The organism is Cupriavidus sp. CPT47-8839-RL05A, assembly GCF_058792255.1.
In genome coordinates, this window is the sequence record NZ_JBYTEG010000024.1 from 94,772 (window position 1) to 113,765 (window position 18,994).

Annotated in this window: 26 protein-coding genes; 9 read left to right on the forward strand and 17 right to left on the reverse strand. The window is 63.6% G+C overall.

Features of this window, described 5'->3' with window-relative positions; all coding sequences use genetic code 11:
• Positions 1-4: 4 nt before the first annotated feature.
• Both AC3WVS_RS25820 and AC3WVS_RS25825 read right to left on the reverse strand, forming a co-directional pair.
• Positions 5-403, reverse strand: a complete 399-nt coding sequence (locus AC3WVS_RS25820; protein ID WP_010809063.1) for a c-type cytochrome — start codon at positions 401-403, stop codon at positions 5-7.
• Between the two features lie 10 nt (positions 404-413).
• The gene (locus AC3WVS_RS25825) at positions 414-761 is read right to left on the reverse strand and encodes a c-type cytochrome (RefSeq protein ID WP_010809064.1); all 348 of its coding nucleotides are present in this window, start codon (positions 759-761) and stop codon (positions 414-416) included.
• A gap of 540 nt (positions 762-1,301) precedes the next feature.
• On the opposite strand from AC3WVS_RS25825, the gene AC3WVS_RS25830 reads away from it, so the two are divergent.
• Genes AC3WVS_RS25830 through AC3WVS_RS25840 form a run of 3 tightly spaced genes read left to right on the forward strand, consistent with a single transcriptional unit; the run spans position 1,302 to position 4,003 of the window.
• Entirely contained in the window at positions 1,302-2,192 is an 891-nt protein-coding gene (locus AC3WVS_RS25830) for an AAA family ATPase (RefSeq protein ID WP_492320878.1), read from the forward strand.
• 13 nt (positions 2,193-2,205) lie between these two features.
• On the forward strand, positions 2,206-2,799 hold the full coding sequence (locus AC3WVS_RS25835; RefSeq protein ID WP_492320879.1) for a GNAT family N-acetyltransferase: 594 nt from the start codon (positions 2,206-2,208) through the stop codon (positions 2,797-2,799).
• Between the two features lie 28 nt (positions 2,800-2,827).
• Positions 2,828-4,003, forward strand: a complete 1,176-nt coding sequence (locus AC3WVS_RS25840; protein ID WP_010809067.1) for a vWA domain-containing protein — start codon at positions 2,828-2,830, stop codon at positions 4,001-4,003.
• 67 nt (positions 4,004-4,070) lie between these two features.
• Here the strand turns inward: AC3WVS_RS25840 and AC3WVS_RS25845 are convergent, their stop codons facing one another.
• Positions 4,071-4,979, reverse strand: a complete 909-nt coding sequence (locus tag AC3WVS_RS25845) for a LysR substrate-binding domain-containing protein (protein WP_492320880.1) — start codon at positions 4,977-4,979, stop codon at positions 4,071-4,073.
• Positions 4,980-5,103: 124 nt separating this feature from the next.
• Here AC3WVS_RS25845 and AC3WVS_RS25850 point away from each other — a divergent pair, with 124 nt between their 5' ends.
• From AC3WVS_RS25850 to AC3WVS_RS25875, 6 genes are all read left to right on the forward strand, one after another.
• Positions 5,104-6,090 carry a tripartite tricarboxylate transporter substrate binding protein BugE gene (locus AC3WVS_RS25850; protein ID WP_492320881.1) on the forward strand — a complete coding sequence of 329 codons (987 nt, stop codon included), beginning with the start codon at positions 5,104-5,106 and terminating at the stop codon, positions 6,088-6,090.
• A gap of 15 nt (positions 6,091-6,105) precedes the next feature.
• Positions 6,106-6,993 (forward strand): N-formylglutamate amidohydrolase, encoded by an 888-nt coding sequence (locus AC3WVS_RS25855; protein ID WP_010809074.1) that lies wholly within the window; start codon positions 6,106-6,108, stop codon positions 6,991-6,993.
• Between the two features lie 249 nt (positions 6,994-7,242).
• Positions 7,243-8,028 carry a BspC domain-containing protein gene (locus AC3WVS_RS25860; protein ID WP_492320882.1) on the forward strand — a complete coding sequence of 262 codons (786 nt, stop codon included), beginning with the start codon at positions 7,243-7,245 and terminating at the stop codon, positions 8,026-8,028.
• A 429-nt stretch (positions 8,029-8,457) separates the two neighbouring features.
• Positions 8,458-9,012 (forward strand): hypothetical protein, encoded by a 555-nt coding sequence (locus tag AC3WVS_RS25865; protein ID WP_492320883.1) that lies wholly within the window; start codon positions 8,458-8,460, stop codon positions 9,010-9,012.
• Between the two features lie 198 nt (positions 9,013-9,210).
• Positions 9,211-9,639 (forward strand): hypothetical protein, encoded by a 429-nt coding sequence (locus AC3WVS_RS25870; protein WP_492320884.1) that lies wholly within the window; start codon positions 9,211-9,213, stop codon positions 9,637-9,639.
• The gene (locus AC3WVS_RS25875; RefSeq protein ID WP_492320885.1) at positions 9,636-10,130 is read left to right on the forward strand and encodes a hypothetical protein; all 495 of its coding nucleotides are present in this window, start codon (positions 9,636-9,638) and stop codon (positions 10,128-10,130) included. The genes AC3WVS_RS25870 and AC3WVS_RS25875 overlap by 4 nt, the downstream gene beginning before the upstream one ends.
• Positions 10,131-10,299: 169 nt before the next feature.
• On the opposite strand, the gene AC3WVS_RS25880 is transcribed toward AC3WVS_RS25875, so the two are convergent.
• The 14 genes from AC3WVS_RS25880 to AC3WVS_RS25945 all read right to left on the reverse strand — a co-directional run bounded on the left by AC3WVS_RS25880 (position 10,300) and on the right by AC3WVS_RS25945 (position 18,746).
• Complete coding sequence (locus AC3WVS_RS25880; protein WP_492320886.1) at positions 10,300-10,995, reverse strand: hypothetical protein; 696 nt, start codon at positions 10,993-10,995, stop codon at positions 10,300-10,302.
• 553 nt (positions 10,996-11,548) lie between these two features.
• Positions 11,549-11,893, reverse strand: a complete 345-nt coding sequence (locus tag AC3WVS_RS25885) for a hypothetical protein (RefSeq protein WP_492320887.1) — start codon at positions 11,891-11,893, stop codon at positions 11,549-11,551.
• 4 nt (positions 11,894-11,897) lie between these two features.
• Complete coding sequence (locus tag AC3WVS_RS25890; RefSeq protein WP_492320888.1) at positions 11,898-12,326, reverse strand: hypothetical protein; 429 nt, start codon at positions 12,324-12,326, stop codon at positions 11,898-11,900.
• A gap of 2 nt (positions 12,327-12,328) precedes the next feature.
• Positions 12,329-12,487 carry a hypothetical protein gene (locus AC3WVS_RS25895; protein ID WP_492320889.1) on the reverse strand — a complete coding sequence of 53 codons (159 nt, stop codon included), beginning with the start codon at positions 12,485-12,487 and terminating at the stop codon, positions 12,329-12,331.
• Positions 12,487-13,494, reverse strand: a complete 1,008-nt coding sequence (locus tag AC3WVS_RS25900) for a hypothetical protein (protein ID WP_492320890.1) — start codon at positions 13,492-13,494, stop codon at positions 12,487-12,489. Before AC3WVS_RS25900 ends, AC3WVS_RS25895 begins: the two co-directional genes overlap by 1 nt.
• A 30-nt stretch (positions 13,495-13,524) precedes the next feature.
• Positions 13,525-13,848 carry a hypothetical protein gene (locus AC3WVS_RS25905; protein WP_492320891.1) on the reverse strand — a complete coding sequence of 108 codons (324 nt, stop codon included), beginning with the start codon at positions 13,846-13,848 and terminating at the stop codon, positions 13,525-13,527.
• The gene (locus tag AC3WVS_RS25910; RefSeq protein WP_492320892.1) at positions 13,845-14,066 is read right to left on the reverse strand and encodes a hypothetical protein; all 222 of its coding nucleotides are present in this window, start codon (positions 14,064-14,066) and stop codon (positions 13,845-13,847) included. Before AC3WVS_RS25910 ends, AC3WVS_RS25905 begins: the two co-directional genes overlap by 4 nt.
• Positions 14,067-14,122: 56 nt before the next feature.
• A complete protein-coding gene (locus AC3WVS_RS25915) occupies positions 14,123-14,464 on the reverse strand; it encodes a hypothetical protein (protein WP_492320893.1) in 342 nt (113 codons plus the stop codon).
• 37 nt (positions 14,465-14,501) lie between these two features.
• Positions 14,502-14,723 (reverse strand): hypothetical protein, encoded by a 222-nt coding sequence (locus AC3WVS_RS25920; RefSeq protein ID WP_492320894.1) that lies wholly within the window; start codon positions 14,721-14,723, stop codon positions 14,502-14,504.
• Positions 14,720-15,853 carry a hypothetical protein gene (locus tag AC3WVS_RS25925; RefSeq protein ID WP_492320895.1) on the reverse strand — a complete coding sequence of 378 codons (1,134 nt, stop codon included), beginning with the start codon at positions 15,851-15,853 and terminating at the stop codon, positions 14,720-14,722. The genes AC3WVS_RS25920 and AC3WVS_RS25925 overlap by 4 nt, the downstream gene beginning before the upstream one ends.
• Before the next feature lie 3 nt (positions 15,854-15,856).
• Positions 15,857-16,531, reverse strand: a complete 675-nt coding sequence (locus AC3WVS_RS25930; protein WP_492320896.1) for a YdaU family protein — start codon at positions 16,529-16,531, stop codon at positions 15,857-15,859.
• Entirely contained in the window at positions 16,531-16,839 is a 309-nt protein-coding gene (locus tag AC3WVS_RS25935) for a hypothetical protein (RefSeq protein ID WP_492320897.1), read from the reverse strand. The genes AC3WVS_RS25930 and AC3WVS_RS25935 overlap by 1 nt, the downstream gene beginning before the upstream one ends.
• A 135-nt stretch (positions 16,840-16,974) precedes the next feature.
• Positions 16,975-17,280: a hypothetical protein gene (locus AC3WVS_RS25940; RefSeq protein ID WP_492320898.1), complete on the reverse strand. Its 306-nt coding sequence runs from the start codon at positions 17,278-17,280 to the stop codon at positions 16,975-16,977.
• A 149-nt stretch (positions 17,281-17,429) separates the two neighbouring features.
• Positions 17,430-18,746, reverse strand: a complete 1,317-nt coding sequence (locus AC3WVS_RS25945; protein ID WP_492320899.1) for a tyrosine-type recombinase/integrase — start codon at positions 18,744-18,746, stop codon at positions 17,430-17,432.
• Between the last annotated feature and the right edge of the window lie 248 nt (positions 18,747-18,994).

Below are 18,994 nucleotides of genomic sequence, written 5' to 3' on the forward strand. Positions count from 1 at the left end.
GTTCTTACTTCTTCAGCACCAGGTCGCCAGGCAGCGACTCGATGTAGGCGGCCATGTCCTTCAGCTCCTTTCGGGTGAACGGGCGCGGCTTGCCGTCCTTGTCGGTCACGGCCGGATTGGCGTTGACCTGGCCGGCCATGATGGCATTGGAGCGGCCCACCAGCGGGTTGCCCGACACCTGGTACGACGCCAGCGCGTGGTACAGGTAGTCGGCGTGCTGGCCCGCCAGCTTGGGGTAGTCCGGCGAGATCGGGGCGTTCATGCCCGCGCCGTGGCAGGCCACGCAGGCACCCTTTTCCACCAGCGCCTTGCCGGCGGCAAGGTCGGCGGCCGAGGCCGGCATCGCGGCAGCACCCAGCACGAGTGCGCCGAGCGCGAACGAAAGCGTCTTGAGCGTATTCATGTGGGGTCTCTTACTTGAGGGAATTGTTCTGCGTGCCGGCCTTCTGCTGCGAGTAGTAGGCCGCCACGTTGGCGATGTCCTGCTCGGTCAGCGTCGCGGCGATGCCGCGCATGGTCGGGTGCTTGCGCTCGCCCTTCTGGTAGGCCTTGAGCGCGTTCTCGATGTACTTGGCGCTCTGGCCGCCCAGCAGCGGCACTTCATAGATTTCGGGGAATGACGCACGGTAGCCCGGAATGCCGTGGCAGCCGATGCACATTGCAACCTTGTCCTTGGCAGCGTCTCCATTGCCCTTGACTTCCTGTGCCTGCGCAGCCGTTGCAGCCGCGCCCAGCACCACCATCGTGAGGAGCTTTTTCATTGTCTTTGCGGATTGGAAGTTAAACCGTGTGACCTGCCCTGCCGGGCGGAGACGGTTTCAGAATGCTGCTGCGGGGAAAACCAGGGCAGCCGGAGGGATTGCCGAGGTGCAACCCGCCAGACATGTCGCATCCGGTCTGTTGCCGGGATGTGGAACACCATTCTGGAACCACCTCTCGCAATCGCCGCGACCCGGAAGGGCCGCTGGGACTTCTGAACGCGGACTGCCGGATGCTGGGAGAACTGGACGTGGGGGCGCGTCAAACCGCCGCATTGTACCGCAGCCGGCACCTGCCAGTCCAGCAACCGGCCCGGGCCGCCGGTGGCCTGTCAGCGCGCCCCAACACGAACCGCAAAGGTCTTTTATACTGGCTGATCCCGGGAATCCGCACGACCGTTCGCGAATGCTGCCGCCAGCAGCGCGCGGGCGCCCTGCACCGGACCCTGTTTCCATAATGAAAGCGCGCATGACAGCGCGAAGAGACCGCGCCAAGCACGCCAACCCGGCCCTCGATCCGAGGCCGTCACCTCAGGTTGCCTCATGTCAAACATCGCCAACGCTTCCGCCCAAGCTTCCATCGCCCAGCAGGCCCGTTTCGAGGGCAGCGACCAGTATGTCGCCACCGACGACCTCAAGCTGGCCGTCAATGCCGCGCGCACGCTGCAGCGCCCGCTGCTGATCAAGGGCGAGCCCGGCACCGGCAAGACCATGCTGGCCGAGGAAGTCGCCGCCGCGCTGGGCATGCCGCTGCTGCAGTGGCATATCAAGTCGACCACCAAGGCGCAGCAGGGCCTGTACGAGTACGACGCGGTGTCGCGCCTGCGCGACTCGCAGCTGGGCGACGACCGCGTCCACGACATCCGCAACTACATCGTCAAGGGCGTGCTGTGGCAGGCCTTTGACGCCGACGAGCAAGTGGTTCTGCTGATCGACGAGATCGACAAGGCCGACATCGAATTCCCCAACGACCTGCTGCGCGAACTCGACCGCATGGAGTTCTACGTCTACGAGACGCGCGAACTGGTCAAGGCGAAGCACCGCCCGCTGGTGATCATCACCTCGAACAACGAGAAGGAGCTGCCCGACGCCTTCCTGCGCCGCTGCTTCTTCCACTACATCAAGTTCCCCGACGCCGACACCATGCAGCAGATCGTCGACGTGCACTACCCCGGCATCAAGCGCGAGCTGGTCGCCGCCGCCCTGGAATCGTTCTACGAGATGCGCAACCTGCCGGGCCTGAAGAAGAAGCCGTCCACGTCCGAACTGATCGACTGGCTCAAGCTGCTGATGGCCGAGGACATCCCGCCCGAAGCACTGAAGAGCCCGGACAAGAAGGCCGCGATCCCGCCGCTGCATGGCGCGCTGCTGAAGAACGAGCAGGACGTGCACCTGTTCGAGCGCCTGGTGTTCATGAACCGCGCCAACCGCTGAGGCATTGCCCGCCATGACTGCGTTCGTCAAACCCGTCACGCTGGTGGGCCGGCACGTCACGCTGGAGCCGCTGCGCGCCGAGCATGCCGAGGGCCTGCGCAACGCCTGCGCCGACGGCGAGCTGTGGAAGCTCTGGTACACCAGCGTGCCCGCGCCCGAGCGCATGGAGGCCGAGATCGCGCGGCGCCTGGCGCTGCAGGAACAGGGCTCGATGCTGCCGTTCGCGGTGCGCGATGCCGCCGGCGAGCTGGCGGGCATGACCACCTACATGAATATCGACGCAGCCCACCGGCGTGTGGAGATCGGCTCCACCTGGTATGCGCGCCGCGTCCAGCGCACGCCGCTGAACACGGAGTGCAAGCTGATGCTGCTGGGCCATGCCTTCGACCATCTCGACTGCATCGCCGTGGAGTTCCGCACGCACTGGATGAACCAGCAGAGCCGCGCCGCCATCGCGCGCCTGGGCGCCAGGCAGGACGGCGTGCTGCGCAACCACCAGCGCATGCCGGACGGCTCGTTGCGCGACACCGTGGTGTTCTCGATCATCGCCAGCGAATGGCCGGCGGTGCGGCAACACCTGCAATTCCAGCTCGACCGTCCGCGCTGAAGCGGCCGCCGACTGATAGCGAGGCATCATGCTGATCGATTTCTTCTTCTCGCTGCGCCACGCCAAGCTGCCGGTCTCGGTCAAGGAATACCTGACCATGCTGGAAGCGCTCAAGGCGCAGGTCATCTCGCCGTCCATCGACGAGTTCTACTACCTGTCGCGCATGACGCTGGTCAAGGACGAGAAGCACTTCGACAAGTTCGACCAGACCTTCGCCGCCTACTTCAAGGGCGTCGAGAGCCTGGTCGACTGGAAGTCCGACATCCCGCTCGACTGGCTGCAGAAGACGCTGGAGCGCGAACTCTCGCCCGAGGAAAAAGCCAAGATCGAGGCCATGGGCGGCCTCGACAAGCTGATGGAGCGCCTCAAGCAGCTGCTCGAGGAGCAGAAGGAAAAGCACGAGGGCGGCAACAAGTGGATCGGCACCGGCGGCACCTCGCCGTTCGGCCACGGCGGCTACAACCCCGAGGGCATCCGCATCGGCGGCCCGTCCAAGGGCAACCGCACCGCGATCAAGGTGTGGGAGACGCGCGCCTACAAGGACTATGACGACCAGGTCGAACTGGGCACGCGCAATATCAAGGTGGCGCTGCGCCGGCTGCGCCGCTTTGCGCGCGAAGGCGCCGACACCGAGCTGGACCTGGACGACACCATCCACTCCACCGCGGCCAACGCCGGCCTGCTCGACATCAAGCTGCGGCCCGAGCGCCACAACAAGGTCAAGGTGCTGATGCTGATGGACGTGGGCGGCTCGATGGACGACCACATCAAGCGCGTGGAAGAGCTGTTCTCGGCCACCAAGACCGAGTTCAAGCACCTGGAGTACTACTACTTCCACAACTGCCTGTACGACTACGTGTGGAAGAACAACCGCCGCCGCCACGCCGAGAAGCTGGCCACGTGGGACCTGCTGCACAAGTACACGCCCGACTACAAGATCATCTTCGTCGGCGACGCCACCATGAGCCCGTACGAGATCCTGCAGCCGGGCGGCTCGGTGGAGTACAACAACACCGAAGCCGGCGCGGTCTGGCTGAACCGGATGACCGAGCAGTTCCCGCACTTCGTCTGGCTCAACCCCGAGCCGGAAGGGCTGTGGCAGTACCGGCAGTCGATCACGGTCATCAACCAGCTGATGAAGGGACGGATGTATCCGGTGACGCTGGCCGGGCTGGAACAGGCGATGAAGGTGTTGTCGAAGTAAGGCAGCGCTGGCTGCTGAAGCGCGCAAGGGGCGGCATCGAGATGCCGCCCTTTTTTGTGCTCCGGCCTCAGCCCGGCCGCGCCAGGTCGGCCCCTTCCATCACCCATGCGCGGAACGTGCGCAGCGCCGGCAGGTGCTGCTTCTGCTCCGGATAGCACAGGTAATAGCCCTTCTTGGCCAGCACCTGGGCCGGATGCGCCACCACCAGCGCCCCTGTGGCCAGCTCTTCCTCGATCAGGCAGCGCGGGATCAGCGCGATGCCCAGACCCGACAGCGCGGCCTGCGTGAGCAGCGAGAACTGGTCGAAGCGCGCGCCGCTCCAGGCCTCGCGGGTCGGCACGCCCAGCGTGGCGAACCAGTCGGGCCAGGCTTCGGGCACGGTGGTGTGGTGCAGCAGCGGATAGCGCAGCAAGGCAGCGGGCGTGGGCGCCACGCCGCCGGGCTCGGACGCCAGCAGGCCCGGGCGGCACACCGGCAGCACCTCGCGCCCGGTCATGTAGTCGGCCAGGCTGCCGGGCCAGACGCCGTCGCCGAAGCGGATCGCGGCGTCCAGGTCCGGCTCGGAAAAATCGTAGCCCTGCGCGTGCGGCACGAATTCCAGCTTCACCTCCGGATGGCGCGCGAAGAACTGCGGCAGGCGCGGAATCAGCCACTTGGCGCCCAGCGTCGGCATGCTGGCGATATGCAGCACGCCGCCCCGCCCCTGCCGCGCCATCAGCTCGACGGTGGCGGCCTCCAGCTCGTTCAGGCTGGGGCCGATGCGCTCCAGGTAGCGCTCGCCCGCGGTGGTCAGCATCAGGCGCTGGCGCACGCGCTGGAACAGCTCCACGCCCAGGTAAGCCTCCAGGCTGCGCACCTGCTTGCTGACCGCGCCTTGCGTGACATGCAGTTCACGCGCGGCTACGGTAAAACTGTTATGGCGTGCCGCGGCCTCAAAGGCCTGCAACTCGGTCAGCGACGGACATAAGCGTCGCATAAATCACCTCTACTTCACGACCAAATGGAATGAGCTAAGGATTTTATTTCGTTTGCGGCGCGCTTGCTCGGGCGCGCAGAATCGTGAAATCCACTTTATTCCTCCCCTCGCCCTGGATCCCCCCATGCAACGTCGCCATCTTCTCCGCCTCCTGGCCGCCGCTTCGGCCGCCGCCGCTGCCGGCATCTCCTTCAGCGCCATGGCCCAGGCCGGCTATCCGACCAAGCCGATCACGCTGGTGGTGCCCTTCCCCGCCGGCGGCACCACCGACATCGTCGCGCGCATCGTCGCCGACAAGCTCGGCCAGCAACTGGGCCAGGCCGTGGTGGTTGACAACCGCGGCGGCGCCGGCGGCAGCATCGGCACCGCTTTCCTGTCCAAGGCGGCGCCGGACGGCTACACGCTGGGCATTGCCACGGCCTCGACCCATGGCATCAATCCGGCGGTCTACCCGCGCCTGTCCTACGATGCAACCAAGGACTTCACCACCATCACCAACCTGGCCTCGGTGCCCAACGTGATGAGCATCAACCCGGCGGTCAAGGCCACCGACATGAAGTCCTTCATCGCGCTGGCGCAGTCGCAGCCCAACAAGCTGGCCTATGGCTCGGCGGGCAACGGCAGCGTCTCGCACATGATGGGGGAACTGTTCAAGATGAGCAGCAAGACCGAACTGCTGCACGTGCCCTACAAGGGCGTGGGCCCGGCGCTGAACGACGCGCTGGCCGGCCAGGTGCAGGTGCTGTTCGACAACCTGCCGTCGTCGCTGCCGTTCATTGAAGGCGGCAAGCTGCGTGCGCTCGCCGTGGCAGCGCCCAAGCGCGTGGCCGCGCTGCCCAACGTGCCGACCTTCGCCGAACTGGGCCTGGGCGAAGTCAACGACGCCGCCTGGTTCGGCCTGATCGCGCCGGCCAACCTGCCGGCGGATATCCAGACCAGGCTCCACACCGCCGCGGTCAAGGTGCTGGCACTGCCGGAAGTGAAGGCCAAGCTCGAGAAGCTGGGCGCGACCCCGGTAGGCGATACGCCGGCGCACTTTGCCGCCCAGATCAAGAGCGAAGTGGCCAAGAACAAGCGCGTGGCCGCCGCCGCCAAGATCTCGCTCGACTGACTTTACGGCAACACCATGACCGACACCGACCGAACCACCGCGGACAGTCCGTTCTACCTGTACCAGCCCGAGGGCGAGCCCGCCGCGCTGTTCCTGGACTCGCCGCACAGCGCGACGACCTACCCGACGGACTTCCGCCCCGACCCCGCGCTGCCGCTGCCGCTGCTGCGCCAGGCCGAAGACACCTTTGTCGACGAACTCTACGCCGGCGCCCCGGCGCGCGGCATCGCGCTGCTGTGCGCGGGCTTCCCGCGCAGCTACCTGGACGCCAACCGCGCGCTGGAAGAAATCGACGAAGCCCTGCTCGACGCTCCCTGGCCCGGCGCCAGGCAGGAGACCGCCAAGACCCGGCTGGGCAAGGGCCTGGTCTGGCGGGTGCTGGACACCGGCGAGGCCATCTACGACCGCAAGCTGAGCGTGGAAGAAGTGCAGGCGCGCATCAACCGCTGCTACCTGCCCTATTACGCGCAGCTGCAGAAGCTGGCCGACCGCGCCGTGGCCAGCCACGGCAGCGCCTGGCATATCAACTGCCATTCGATGCCGAGCCACGCCGCGCCATTCGCCACCGAGTTCCCGGGGCTGGAGCATCCGGATTTCGTGGTCGGCGACCGCGACGGCACCACCTGCGACAAGCGCTTCACCGACCGGGTCGAGGGCGTGCTCAAGGAGATGGGCTACGACGTCTGGCGCAACCACCCGTACAAGGGCGTGGAGATCGTGCGCGTGGTGGGCCAGCCCCAGGCCGGCTGCCACAGCCTGCAGCTGGAGGTCAACCGCAAGCTCTACATGGACGAGGTGGGCCTCACGCATACCGCGGGCTTTGCCAGGCTGCGCCATGACCTGAACCTGCTGCTCGACGAGCTGCTGCGCTTTACGCGCTCGATGCCGTCGCGCGTGGCCTGACCCGGGCCGGGGCTGCGCCACGCAGCCCCGCATAAGCTGCGGGTTCACCGCAGTTGTGCGAAACAGGGGATTCCTGCTAGCGCACAAGTCACTTGTTGCACGACATCATGCGTTAGAAGAATGGGTAACAAGATTTAGGAACTTTGTCAGATAGGTTTCCTCTATCATGGCATTCCTTTGCGAACCCATCTTGCCTGCCGGCCCTACGGCGCCGCGGGCAAACCCAAGAACGCACACACCGCTCACACCGTGATCCGACGAATCTCCGAACTGCTCGGCAGCCGGCTCCGCATGGTGGCTGCCGCAGTGGCCGGTGCGATCGCGCTGGCAGGCTGCGCCAATATGCCGGCCGAAGATGCCAGCGCCGGCCCGGCACCTGCCCCGGCACCCGCCGCCGCGCCCGCCCGACCTGCCGCCGCCCCGGCACCCGCCACTCCCACGCCACCCACCAAGACCGTCACCCTGCCCGACCGCGGCCGCGTCAGCCTGTCCGAGTACCGGACCCGCATGCGCGAACAACTGATGAAGACCGAGAACGCCACCAGCGACGTGGCGGACTGCGCCGCCCACGCCAGCTGGGTGGTGCCGCGCTCGGCCACCTACGATGCCCTGAAGATTCCCACCGGCGCGCTCGCAGCGGGACAGGCCACGACCGAGCCATGGAGCGGACGCTTCTCGCCGGGCAAGCAGGCCGTTCCGGTCAGCTCGGTGGTCACCTTCGCCGCCACCGCGCACAAGCGCCGCGGCAGCGACGACTGGCAGCCGGTAAAGGTGCGCTGCGGTTATGACGACGGGATGATGCTGGCGTATGAACTGCTGGACAGCGGCGGCGCCACCATCAGCGAACCGGCTGCCGCGCCGGCCGTGCCAACTGCTACGCGCACTTCGGCAAGCAAGAGCCGCAATGGGGCCAAGGGCAAGAGCACGGCATCGAAGTCAAGCAAGGCGTCGGCGTCCAGGTCGTCGAAGTCAACGAGCGCCAAGTCCACCTCCGGCTCGGCCAAGACGACCAGCAAGGCCAAGAAGAAGCAGTAACGCGATGGCGCCCGTGCGGGCGCTGGCTGTCTCCCCTCTAACACGGAAGCCTTATCTGGCGCGGTTTCCGGGGAATTGGGGATTCCTACCTACAAGAGTGCCTACAGGGAAACAGGGCAGCCAACTGGCCCGAATTTTACGCGAAATATTCAGGCTGACGCGTCTTGCTGGCGCGCGGCGCGTCGGCTGGCCCGCTGCCCTACACTGCAAAGGTAGCGAGAGGCGAAGCAAATTGGGCGGGTGACACCGCCCGCTTTTTTTGCCTGCCGGGTCTGCCCGTTCCCCTGCGTCGCAATGGCGCACCCTATCGACCCGGGGCACACCGCGGCCGCACGAAGCCTCGCGGGGCGGCCCGGTCCTTTTCCAGCTTATGCCGGCATGCCCGTAGAATTGTGTACTACAGAAAACTGTAGGGGGTCGGCACCACCAATGAACTACCTAGACACGGCGTTTGCTCAACTGGCATTTGCGGCAAAGCTTCTCGACTATGCCGAACAGGGCAAGCTCGACATGCAGCAGCTTGACCAGCCCTTGACGTTCGCGGAAGGCCGAACGGTGTGGGTGCTACCGGACCATATTTTTCGTTCCCATGGCGACTTGTGCCATGCGTGCCACAATCAAGTCCTAATTGCGTTTGGTGCGGCGGCTATCACGCTAAACAGGTGTCGCGAAGAATTTGAAGTGGCCAACGAAGTTTCAATACGAGCAAGGAACGGCGATGCGCCGCAGTCTGAAAGCGAGCACTTTGCAGAATTGGTCTACCAAATTCGGAACGCCTTTGCGCACGACATTTCTGAGCCACGTTGGGAGATTCGCAATCCATCGCGACGCCGTGTGTACATGGTGGACCGGGTAGAGGACACGGCCCGCATCATCGTTGACCTTACGAACCTACATGGACAGCGGTTTGACTTCGCCCACATTGGTGGAATCGACACGCTTTATTGTCTGCGTGAGTTTGGCCGGCGCTATTGGGGGCGCTGAGGGTATTCCAGCTTGTGCAATCCATCATCAGGTTTTGGGCGGTGTGGGCGCTGTATCGGGGTCTTGTGATTTTGCAGCGCACCGGGCGCCGGCCATCACGGGCCACTCTCCGAGCGGCGGTCCTTACGATGTCGCTCCCCACCCAAGGCTCGCCACCAGCTTAGAATATCTGTACTACGAAAATAGCCAAAGATAAGCATGAGCAAGCATGAAGGGTTGTCACGCGTTGCAAAGGCGCTGCGGGGGCTTGGTGTTGTCTGGATGCTGTTCTGCACTGTCGGCGCAGTTGTGTTCGCATGGGGGCGCGAGGCACGCCCGTTGACGCGAGATGAACAGATCGCGCTTTACGAAAAGCAGGTGGGACATAGCATCACGGAAGAAATAGCCAAGGTTCAGGAAAAGCGGGACAAACAGAATCTGTCACCAGAGCCATGGAATCATTATTGGGGCCCGCCCCTCGTCCCAGAGGCGGAAACCACGAAAATCTTGTTTGCTCATTTTGGGGACGAAGTACCCCGTGTGCGGGACCACGATTGGACGGCCGCCGGACTGCTCATCGCTTGCGGGCTGGTAGGCTTAGGCGTCGGCTGGGGACTCGGTTGGATCGTTGCCGGCTTTGCGTCTTGAACACCAACTATTGGGAAGAGGATGTGTGCGAGCAAAATTCGCTGTGTTTCGAGCTACTGAAGGGAGCACCCGCCGCCTTCATTACGCTGGTCATTGGGCTGGTGGCCGGGTTCATCGCATGGCGCCAGTACCACGTTGCCAAAGCCAAACTGAACTTTGACTTGTTCGAGCGGCGGCTTGCCATCTATGACGCGGTGATCTTTTTCATTGAGAAGGGCGATCAGGAAACGCACAATCCAATGCCCCACTGCGTCAAGTTCAACAACGATACTGCCGCCGCAAAATTCCTTTTCGGGCCGGATGTTGCCACATATGTCGGAAAGGTCCGCGACACTTACTTGAGCATGGCGCGACGGATGCACGAACAAACGCCGGGCGATCCCGAAGGCCGGGCCACAGAGGTAGCGGAGTTGCACAAATGGCTACGCGCCCAATTGACAGACGCAAAGGACGTCTTTGGAAAGTATCTCGATTTCTCTAAATGGTCGTAGCAGCGCAGGGCGCGGTCATAGGCGCTGCGTGTACTTGTCCTCGTACACAGGCGTTGTGCAGGCCGTGCCGGTTCTGGTGCAGGTGGTGGTGACGGTTGGGGCGGTGGCAACGGGTTCTTGCGCCGATATTCCACGTGCGGACGGCGGCGTCCTGCACAGTTCGCGGCAATCATGCGCCCACCTTGCGCGGGCGGCCTACAGGACGCGGCGCCAGTGCGAGGGCCACCAGTTCGGCGCGGGCTTGTGCACGCCGCTCGCGGTCGCGGCGGTTGCGTTCGTCGAGCTTGGCGTCCGCCTGCCAGTCCACGAACGGGGTGCCGGCAGGATGCACGGACAGGCCGTGCGGTGGCTCGCATCCAAACAAGGCCACCTGCGTTTCGGTGTCTCCGAATAGGGCCAAGTCTTCGTCCGGCGTGGCCCGGTCGCAATCCATGATGCCCGGTCGCGCGTTAAAGAATCTCCGTTCGGGCCACCACGATGGCTTGATGGCCGACCCGTCGGGGTTGTATGCGAATCCGCCCTTTAACGTGTGGTCCGCCTGCTTGCCATCTCGGCGCGCAGAAGGGACCAAGCGCAGGCGGGACTGCTGCGTGGACACCTGTTTGCGTGTCGCGTTTAGTGCGCGCTCGCGCTGGTGCAGGCGCCGGACGTTGCCTTGGGTCGGGTTCTTGTCTGCCACCGCGCGCAGCGCCTGCACTTCGCGTTCCACGCGGCGCAGGTCCACCAGCGTGTCCACGTACAAGCGCAATGCCGGCACGTCAGCCGCGCGGTACGTGCCCGGCCGCACCGTGCCCATGATGTTGGCCCATTCCACTCGCGCGTCCGGGCTTAGGTCGCGCGGTATAGTCAAAGCATCGTCCGCCATGTCCACCCCCATGGAAACGGCCAGCGGTGGCCGATGGGTTATTCGCTATCGGTTGATAGTAGGCGATAGACGGGTGCAGAAAACGCACCATGAAACGGCGTTACGCGGGGGCGCACGCCAATCGTTGAGCGAGGCCCGCTGTGACGTTTTCGTTGCGCCCTCCACACTGCCCCCCGCCCCATGTGCTTCCCGCGCTACTGGCCGGACGCGTCAGAACGGGCTGTAAGTGGCTTTTCGGGCCGGGTCGCTGCCCGGTGCGGACTCGCGGCGTTTGGGGCACCCACGGGGCCGGATTCAAGCGATGGGAGCATGTGCCAAACCATCGGCCGGGCGATTGGTTGTGCGCCAGCAGTGCCAACACAGCAGTGTGCAATTGCTTGCGGCAAGAGCCAGCGCGGGATGGCTGGCGCGGTCCTTGACGTGGACCACGCGGTAGCCGGCGTGCCTCACGTCCGCGCCGCATAGCTTGCAGGTGAAACAGTCGCGTCGCAGGACGGTACGCCGCACCTTGTGCCATGCCTCGGATGCAAAGAACGGATCAGGGGCGGGCATATCAAGCGGCCAGTGGTACGTCTTCGGACTGCTGCATGGCGGCCAGCAGGACCAGCGCGGCGCGGCACGTCACGCCGGCGTCTAGGTTGTCGGCCACCGTGACGTGTAGGGATGGCGGCGGATCGGCGGCGATGGTGCGCGCCAGAGAATCGACAGCGGCCAACAGTTCCCGGGCGTCAGCGCACCGAATGCACCGCACCTTGCCCGGCGTGGCCAGCCCATTGCGGCGTCGTTCCACGGACAGTTGGAAACCTTTGAGCGTGTGCCACCAGTTGATGGCAACGAACATGCCGGGGCCGCGCTGTTGATACTCGCGCCACTCCAACTCGCTATGGTGGCGACCCATTTTGTCAGGACTCCACCGTTTCGCCAACCACAGCAGCGCGCGACAGACGCGGCTTGGTCTGCCCTTCGACATCGGCGGCAATGGCCTTAGCCTTGGCGAGCACCCCTGCCCGGTCAGCGGCCTTATTGGCTTCATCTTCGCTCTTGTCATGCTCGAATTTCTGCGTTACGTAAGCTTCGGCATAGGCTTCGGCGTAATCACATGCGTGGGGGTCCAGTTTGACGCCGGCCGCCTTTGCAAGTTGGGCTAATTGCGCCCCGTAAAACTCTGTCTGGAACGTGAGCGTTTGTATGAAGTTCTTTAGCGGCACGGATTTGCCCATGCGCTTTTCCAGCCCTGCTAGTTGGTCGGAGTGGGCTTCGATCAGGTTCAGCCAACTACCTTTGATGTTGAAAATTTCATCTGGATCGAATCGCCCTTTCTTGTCCGTCATTTTCAGTACCCCTCCGTGACGTGGCCCATGATTTCGCGCATCGCCTGTCCTTGCTGCGCGAGTAGGTTCGCCATTTGGCGTTGCTGCGCCTCCACCGCGCGCAGGCGTTCGCCATAGGCGGCCATGATTCCGGCAATGGCTTCGCGTTCCTTCTGGCGCATCACCACGTGGCACCAGTGGCCTTGATGACGCGGGTGGTGTCACGCACGACCCAATGCACCGGCAGGATGGCGCGCACGGCCACAAGTCCCATTTGGTACATGGACTGCACCGGGCTGGCGATGGCGCCGGCACCGTCAGCGATGGCGGCCGGGGTGTCGTTCGTGTGCAAGACAGCTTCTTCCGTGCGCTGATACTCAATCGCGCCACCCGCGTTCATCACGATGTCCGCCCCATCAATCAGCCAGACATCGCCAAGGGTCACGTGCATGGACGCGATTACGGGCGCGCCGGCAATCGTGCCGTTGGTCATGATGTTGGCGGCCGTGGCGCCGATGACTTGGCTTGGGTGCATCAGCCACACGGGTGCCGCCATCCCGGACGCGGGCGACGCCTCCACCATGGCTTTGGTATCGGCCACCGCATCGGCCGAACCCGTCATCGGCGTGACACCGTTGCCAAGGCCAGCGGGTTGCAGATCACTGCCCGCGCCGTTGCCCAGCAGCACAGCATCGGAACCCATGGCGATGGATTCATTCAACACCGCTTCCAACAGCGCGTCCGTGCCGGCTCCGGCTTCCACGATTTCGCGCGAGGCAACCACGATCACGCCCAGCTTGTTGGTGCGCAGAATGTTGCCGGCGCTCAGGTCGCCAGAAATGACAGGCACGGGCAACGCCTCGCCAATGAACTGCGCCGCCTGCGAGGGTTCCACGTGCCCCGGCACCTTGATTGAATTGGCCACCGTCAGCTTAATGACGTATGGCACCAGTGCGCCCAACACGCTGGTGGGCGCCGTCTGAAAGAACGCGTACACCTGCGTGGCCACCAGTTCAGCGGCCCATCCCGGTGTCTGCGTGTCGGCGGGCGCTGCTTGCGCCTTCTCAATGTTGCGGGCGTCCAGTCTCGCCACGGAACCACTATCGGCGCGCGCGAATTCGCGCATCGTGGACACCAGCATGGTGGAAATGGGATTGGTCTTGCGGCCTTTGGTGGTGGTCAGCTGCATTTTTGTACTCCTTTATTTCGTTCATATGGGTCATGCACCTTTGATGGCTTGGTGCAATCCTCGCAACACGGCTTTCCCGATCAGTGGGCGCAGTCTGTCGGCATCGTTCGCAATCATTTCGGGGGGCATCAGCACGCGCAAACGCGCGCGGTCGTAAGACAGAAATTTTTCATTGCCAATCGCAAAACCAGCCGCTTCCGCAATGGCAAGCAACTGCCCTTCATTCATGCCGTCGCCACAGCCATCCAAGCCTTCGGCATCCCAAAAAACGGTGCCCGTGTCCAGTCGCAACCAGTAACGGCCATGCGCCGCCATGGACACGGTGGCGATAACACTCAATTCGTCGGCGCTCATTGCTGTGACTCCGTGACATAGCGGGCAAGTGCCCCGCGCAGTTTGTCGGCGCGGTCATCGGTGGCGCACGTGTACCCGCGTTCGCGCAGGACGTTGCAAGCCATGTCAAAGCTGGCGGCTAGGTCCGCCGCCTGTACCGGGTTCGCGGCCTTGAACACGACCAGCCAATCCGAATCCTGTTGGGTCAAACCGCCAAAGGTTGTTTGTTCTGTTGCCATGCTTGCGTCTCCATGTTTTGCAATCCACCCTAGACGGCGGACTCTCGTTTGGCGAATCAGTCGCCTAGCGGCGGTTCCAGCGTTCCAGAATCGTTTTCTGGGTCGGGGACACCCTGCACCATGTCCGCGTCCGTTTCGGACGATTCCAGCGCGTCCGATGCGCCCTCTCGGTGGTCTGTGGAGAAAATCGGGCGGTACCCGAATAGCGGACAGGCGTAGCACGTGCAATTGGCCACGTCCTTACGACGCTCACCCACGCAGGCAACGCAAAACGCCTTGATGGCCTGCCGTGGGCTGGCCGTGCCGTCATAGCAGCGGGCCAGTAGATTGCGGCTGGTGGCCATGGTCTGCGCCAGCCGGGCGCGGCGCGCAGCGGCGATCTTGCTTTCGGTGGTCATGGCGCGTCCCTCCAAGCGGTCAAAGCTGGTGCGAACGTCATGGGCATTCCTCGTGGTCGGTGGAATGGGCGCGGCGGTATAGCGTGCAGCGGGTAAGCGTGTTGGTGCTTTTCACGTTTGCAGCAACCATCGCGCGGCATTGCCAGTTCGGCGTCTCGGCGTGGCATATCGGTGTGCCGTCCTGCGAGCGATCACCAAAGGACCGGCAGGTTTCGCAGCAGCGGATATGGAACGGGTCTCCGTCGTGTGGGTCGATCATTCCCGGTTCTCCACGGCCTCCACCAGACCGGCAACGAACGCCTCGGCGCGATGCATGGCATCACGATGCTTGCGAAAGTATTCCCTTAGCTGGGCGGGGCTCAGCTTCGCGCTGGCTAGAACGTCGATGGCATTCACAATCTCGCCTGCCGCCATTGCGCGCTGCGCGGGCGTCATGGCCTTCTTTGCCGCGACTGGCTGAACGTCTACAACTTGCGCGTGGTCGGTGTCTCTCGCAAGCGGCGAATAGCTCCGGCCCTTTCCGTAGACGCGCGCATCATCGTGCGGCGCGGCGGGCTTCGTCGGCTTCTTTGTCGGTTGCTTCCGACCCTTGGTGTCGGTGCGGGTGGTGACGTGGGGAATTTTCCCCACGTCAACTTGCTCGCGTCGCACGCTGGCCACGGTCTTATGGTCAACGTCCATGGCCTTGCCGATTTGCCGGTCGGATTTCTCCGGCGTGTCTTTGAGTTGTGCCGCTATCAGTTCCCGGCGCTGTTCGCGCGTCAATTGGCGACGGTTCAAATTCAGCGCGCGGGCATAGGCGCGCTTCGCCGCGACGTCCGGCAAGTGTCCGACGTGCATGGTGAGCACCAACGGAATGCCAAGCTCCTGACAGATCTTGACGCGGTGGTGGCCGTCTAGGATGTTGCCGTCCTCGTCGTACACGATGGGCACAAGCAAACCGTCAGCCTTGATGCTGTCGCGCAGGGCGGCGTATTCCTCGGCCGTCAGGTCAGGCATGACTTGGTAGGGCGCACGCGCCGGCGCGGGGTCCGATTGCTGCGTCAGGTCAAGGGCGGGTTGGGCTGGCATGGATTTCCCCTGCGTGGTTGTCGTGGCGTTGCGGTACAGGTGGCGCGCGAGTCCGCGCGGCTTGTTCCCGGGCGGCGGGCACTGGGTGCGGGTGACGGTCGGCTTCACCCTGTGGCGTTCCCTGGCATCCGCGAAAACTTGACGCAGGCGTTCCACGTGGTCGGGCAGGTCCGGCAGCGGGCAGGCTTCCAAGGCGGCCAGCAGGGATGCGCGGTGTTCTGGCTGCCAGTGGTCAAGATCAGCGACGCCGTTGATCCAAGATCGTCCCTGCACTAGCAGGACGGCCACATGGTCTGGGGTCGGGGTCGGCGCCGTCATAGGTCAGCCCACCATGCCGGCAGGGTCCGGCGCTTGGTCGTCTGGCGCGGTCGCTTGTTGCGCGGCTGCTGGCGAACCCTTCCCTGCAAGCCGGCTTTTCGCTTCGTCGGCTGACACGACAGCGGATGGCGAGGACGTAGATTGCGCGATGGCGAAATCCTCGCGCGCGACTACAGACGTATCTGAAACCCTATTGTTTTGTTTGTAGTTTGTAGTTAGCTTTGCTTTAGGTTTTTTCGAGGGAAAGCTATAGGTTTCCGGTAGGTTTCCATCAAACCCGTCGGCGTCAAAACCTGTAGGTTTTTGCGCGTCGCCGTCCGCACTGCCACCATCGGAAACCGGTAGGTTTTTTTCCTTGCGTGGCCTACCACCCTTCATTCCGTTGGCCCGCTTGGTTTCCCGGTAGGTGCGCTGTGTCTCGATCTGTTCCAAGACACGATGATTTACCCATCCTTCCGGGGTCTGGACGAAGTACCGTTCGAGGACATCGCACACCGCACGCCGCTGCATTTTGGTGGTGGCGCCTACGCGTTTGCATAGCCTACGTATGTCCAGTTCTAACGGGTGCTCCGTGTCATAGTGAAATTCCAACAAGCGACGTAGGGCAAGGTCTTCGGTCCATGAAAGCCCGCGCGTATCGGCCGCATAGTCCCGGTGAAACCACATGAAGAAGTTCATCACTGTTCCCCAACGGGACGCATCGCGCCGGCATAGCGCGGTGTCTCGCCCATCCATCCACGCTGTGGCCGCTTCGCACCGGGCGCACCCTTCGGAAACAAGGCGGCATAACTCAGTCCCCATTCGCGCAAGATGCTGTCCGGCAGGCAGTTGCGCAGGCACCCGACATGCACGCGGCCGCTACTGTCTTCGCGTATCAGCACACGGCGCGTTCCGCAACATACCGGGCAATCCGCGATGTGGTCCTTGTAGTTCCGGCGCTGGCACCCGGTCAGGTGCGGGGAATTGAGAATGTCTGCAAGGGACATAACGAATTCCTTTTTCTTGGGCAAAGCTCCGCCCAGTCCGCCCGGCCAATGCCGGGCGGGGTTCTTCGGTTGGTTCGTTCCCTTGTTTGTGGCTGCGCTGGCGCGCTCTTATGGCGCGCGCAGTAATGGCGGGCGTTACGTGGCGGCTTCGGCTTCGCGCATCTTCGCCTTGGCGCGTCGTTCTTCGCGGGCTCTCCTGACCTTGACGGTGACATAACGCTCGGCATCGGCGGCGGAAAATTTCTTCATGCCGGCAACGTTGACGACCACCGGAAAGTCCGGGTCATCGCGCTCCAAGTCATAGGTGATTCTGCGGCTCACGTTCAAGCGGTGCGCGAGGTCATCGCGCGTGATGAACAGCGGTGCGGCGCTCGGCGGCTGCTTGCGCGGGCGGCCCGGACCACGCTTCGGCGTATCGTCATCGGTGTCGCGGATACTCATGTCTTTCTCCGTGCTAACCAGTGCGTTTTTTGTGCGGGCATCGAGCATATGAGAAAAGGCGAAAAGGGCAAGGACAATTTTTTGCGACTCAAAGGTCAACAAAAAGCCCGGCACAGGGTCCGGGCAAGTGGCGATGCAGCGGAGAACGATCAGGCGGCCACGGCAAGCACATTGCGCAGCGGCAGGACGATTGCGGCAGTGGTGGCGGTGTCAAGCGATACGCGGCCCGCGCAGTAGGCATCCCATGCGGCCATCATGCCGCGCCGCTCGCGCAGGCAATCACCGCGATCATAGGCGGCTTCCGTGTCCTCGCGTGTCTCATGAGCGAGGCACAATTCCTTGGCGACGCGTTCGCCTTCGCAATGCTCGGCCAGAAATTGCCGCAGCGTTGAACGCATACCGTGAACAGTCGCCATGCCCGGTACAAATCCATGCGCACGCAACAGTGTCGTCAACCTGTCCGCATCGTAGGGCTTGCCTTTCGGATCGGGGAACACCAGTGGGTCCACGTCATCGCCAAGCGTCGCCATGCGGGCTTCGAGAATGGCCAAGGCGCCGTCCGACATTGGCACGCGGAAGTCACCATGCTGCCAACGCTTCAAACGCGATTTCGGCGTGCCGCCCGGAATCGTCCACGTGCGATTGGCTATGTCCACTTCGGATCGGCGCATACCGGCCGCTTCGTTACAGCGAACGCCGGTCAGGATCAAAAGCCGGAAAAGCTCGGCCATGACGGTGTCGGCCACTTCCAACTTGCGCATGAACGCGGGCAGTGCGGGCAACGGCATGGCCGGGTGGTGCTTCGCCTTCGTCTTCGCCACGCGCGGCAATTTCTCTTTGATCCGTTCCAGCACCAGCGGGTTGTCACCAGTAATCCAGTTCAGCCGGCGCGCATGGCCCATGACGATAATGCAGCGGCCCACGGTGCGAACAGCCATCACGTGGCTGGTTTCCCAATGCGGCGCGAGTGCTTCGACAATGGCCGCTTCGGAAATCTGCGTCACGTCCCAATTAACCAGCTTTTCGCAGTAGCGTTTGATCGGGGAAGTCCACCGCGCCGTGGCGTCGGGATTCGGTTTCCATGACTTCGCCTTGGCTTCGGCCTCCACAGCGATGTCTATGGCTTCGCCAAACGTGTGCCCGCTTTTGCGCAGCGGCACCACTTCCGCCGCGTGTGCCGCGCGCAGGCTGGCGACTTCGTGAACGCGTTGGGTGCGGCGTTCGGCCAGCACATCCACGCGGTCACGACGCACGCGCAGGCGTGCAGCAGCAACGGCGGCCATGGCTTCGTCCATGGTCACGTTTTCGATGCTGCCAAGGCTCATTGTCCGGGCCTTGCCGGCAAGGCTGTAGCGCATCAGCCAAAGACGGCTACCGCCCTTGACTTGGACATACAATGACGGCGCCGCCCGGTGGACCCCTTCGGGCAGGCGCGAGATTTGGCGGATGGTGAGGTTTTTGGGCATGGGGTGGCTTCCGGTTCTGCCCACAAATTGCCTACAAGGACGGCGGCGATTTGCGGGCTGGCTCAGTACACGGCTGCACAGCAAAAACACGGAAAAGGCAAAAGAATCAATGCCTTAGCGTGCCTCATACCCTTATCATAGGCCAAGTTTGGTAAGATCCCCTCTCCCGCCTGCGGTGTATAGACCGGGGACATAGGTAACACCTGTTCGGGGACATGGGTAACACAACTAGACTGGCTGGCAGTGTC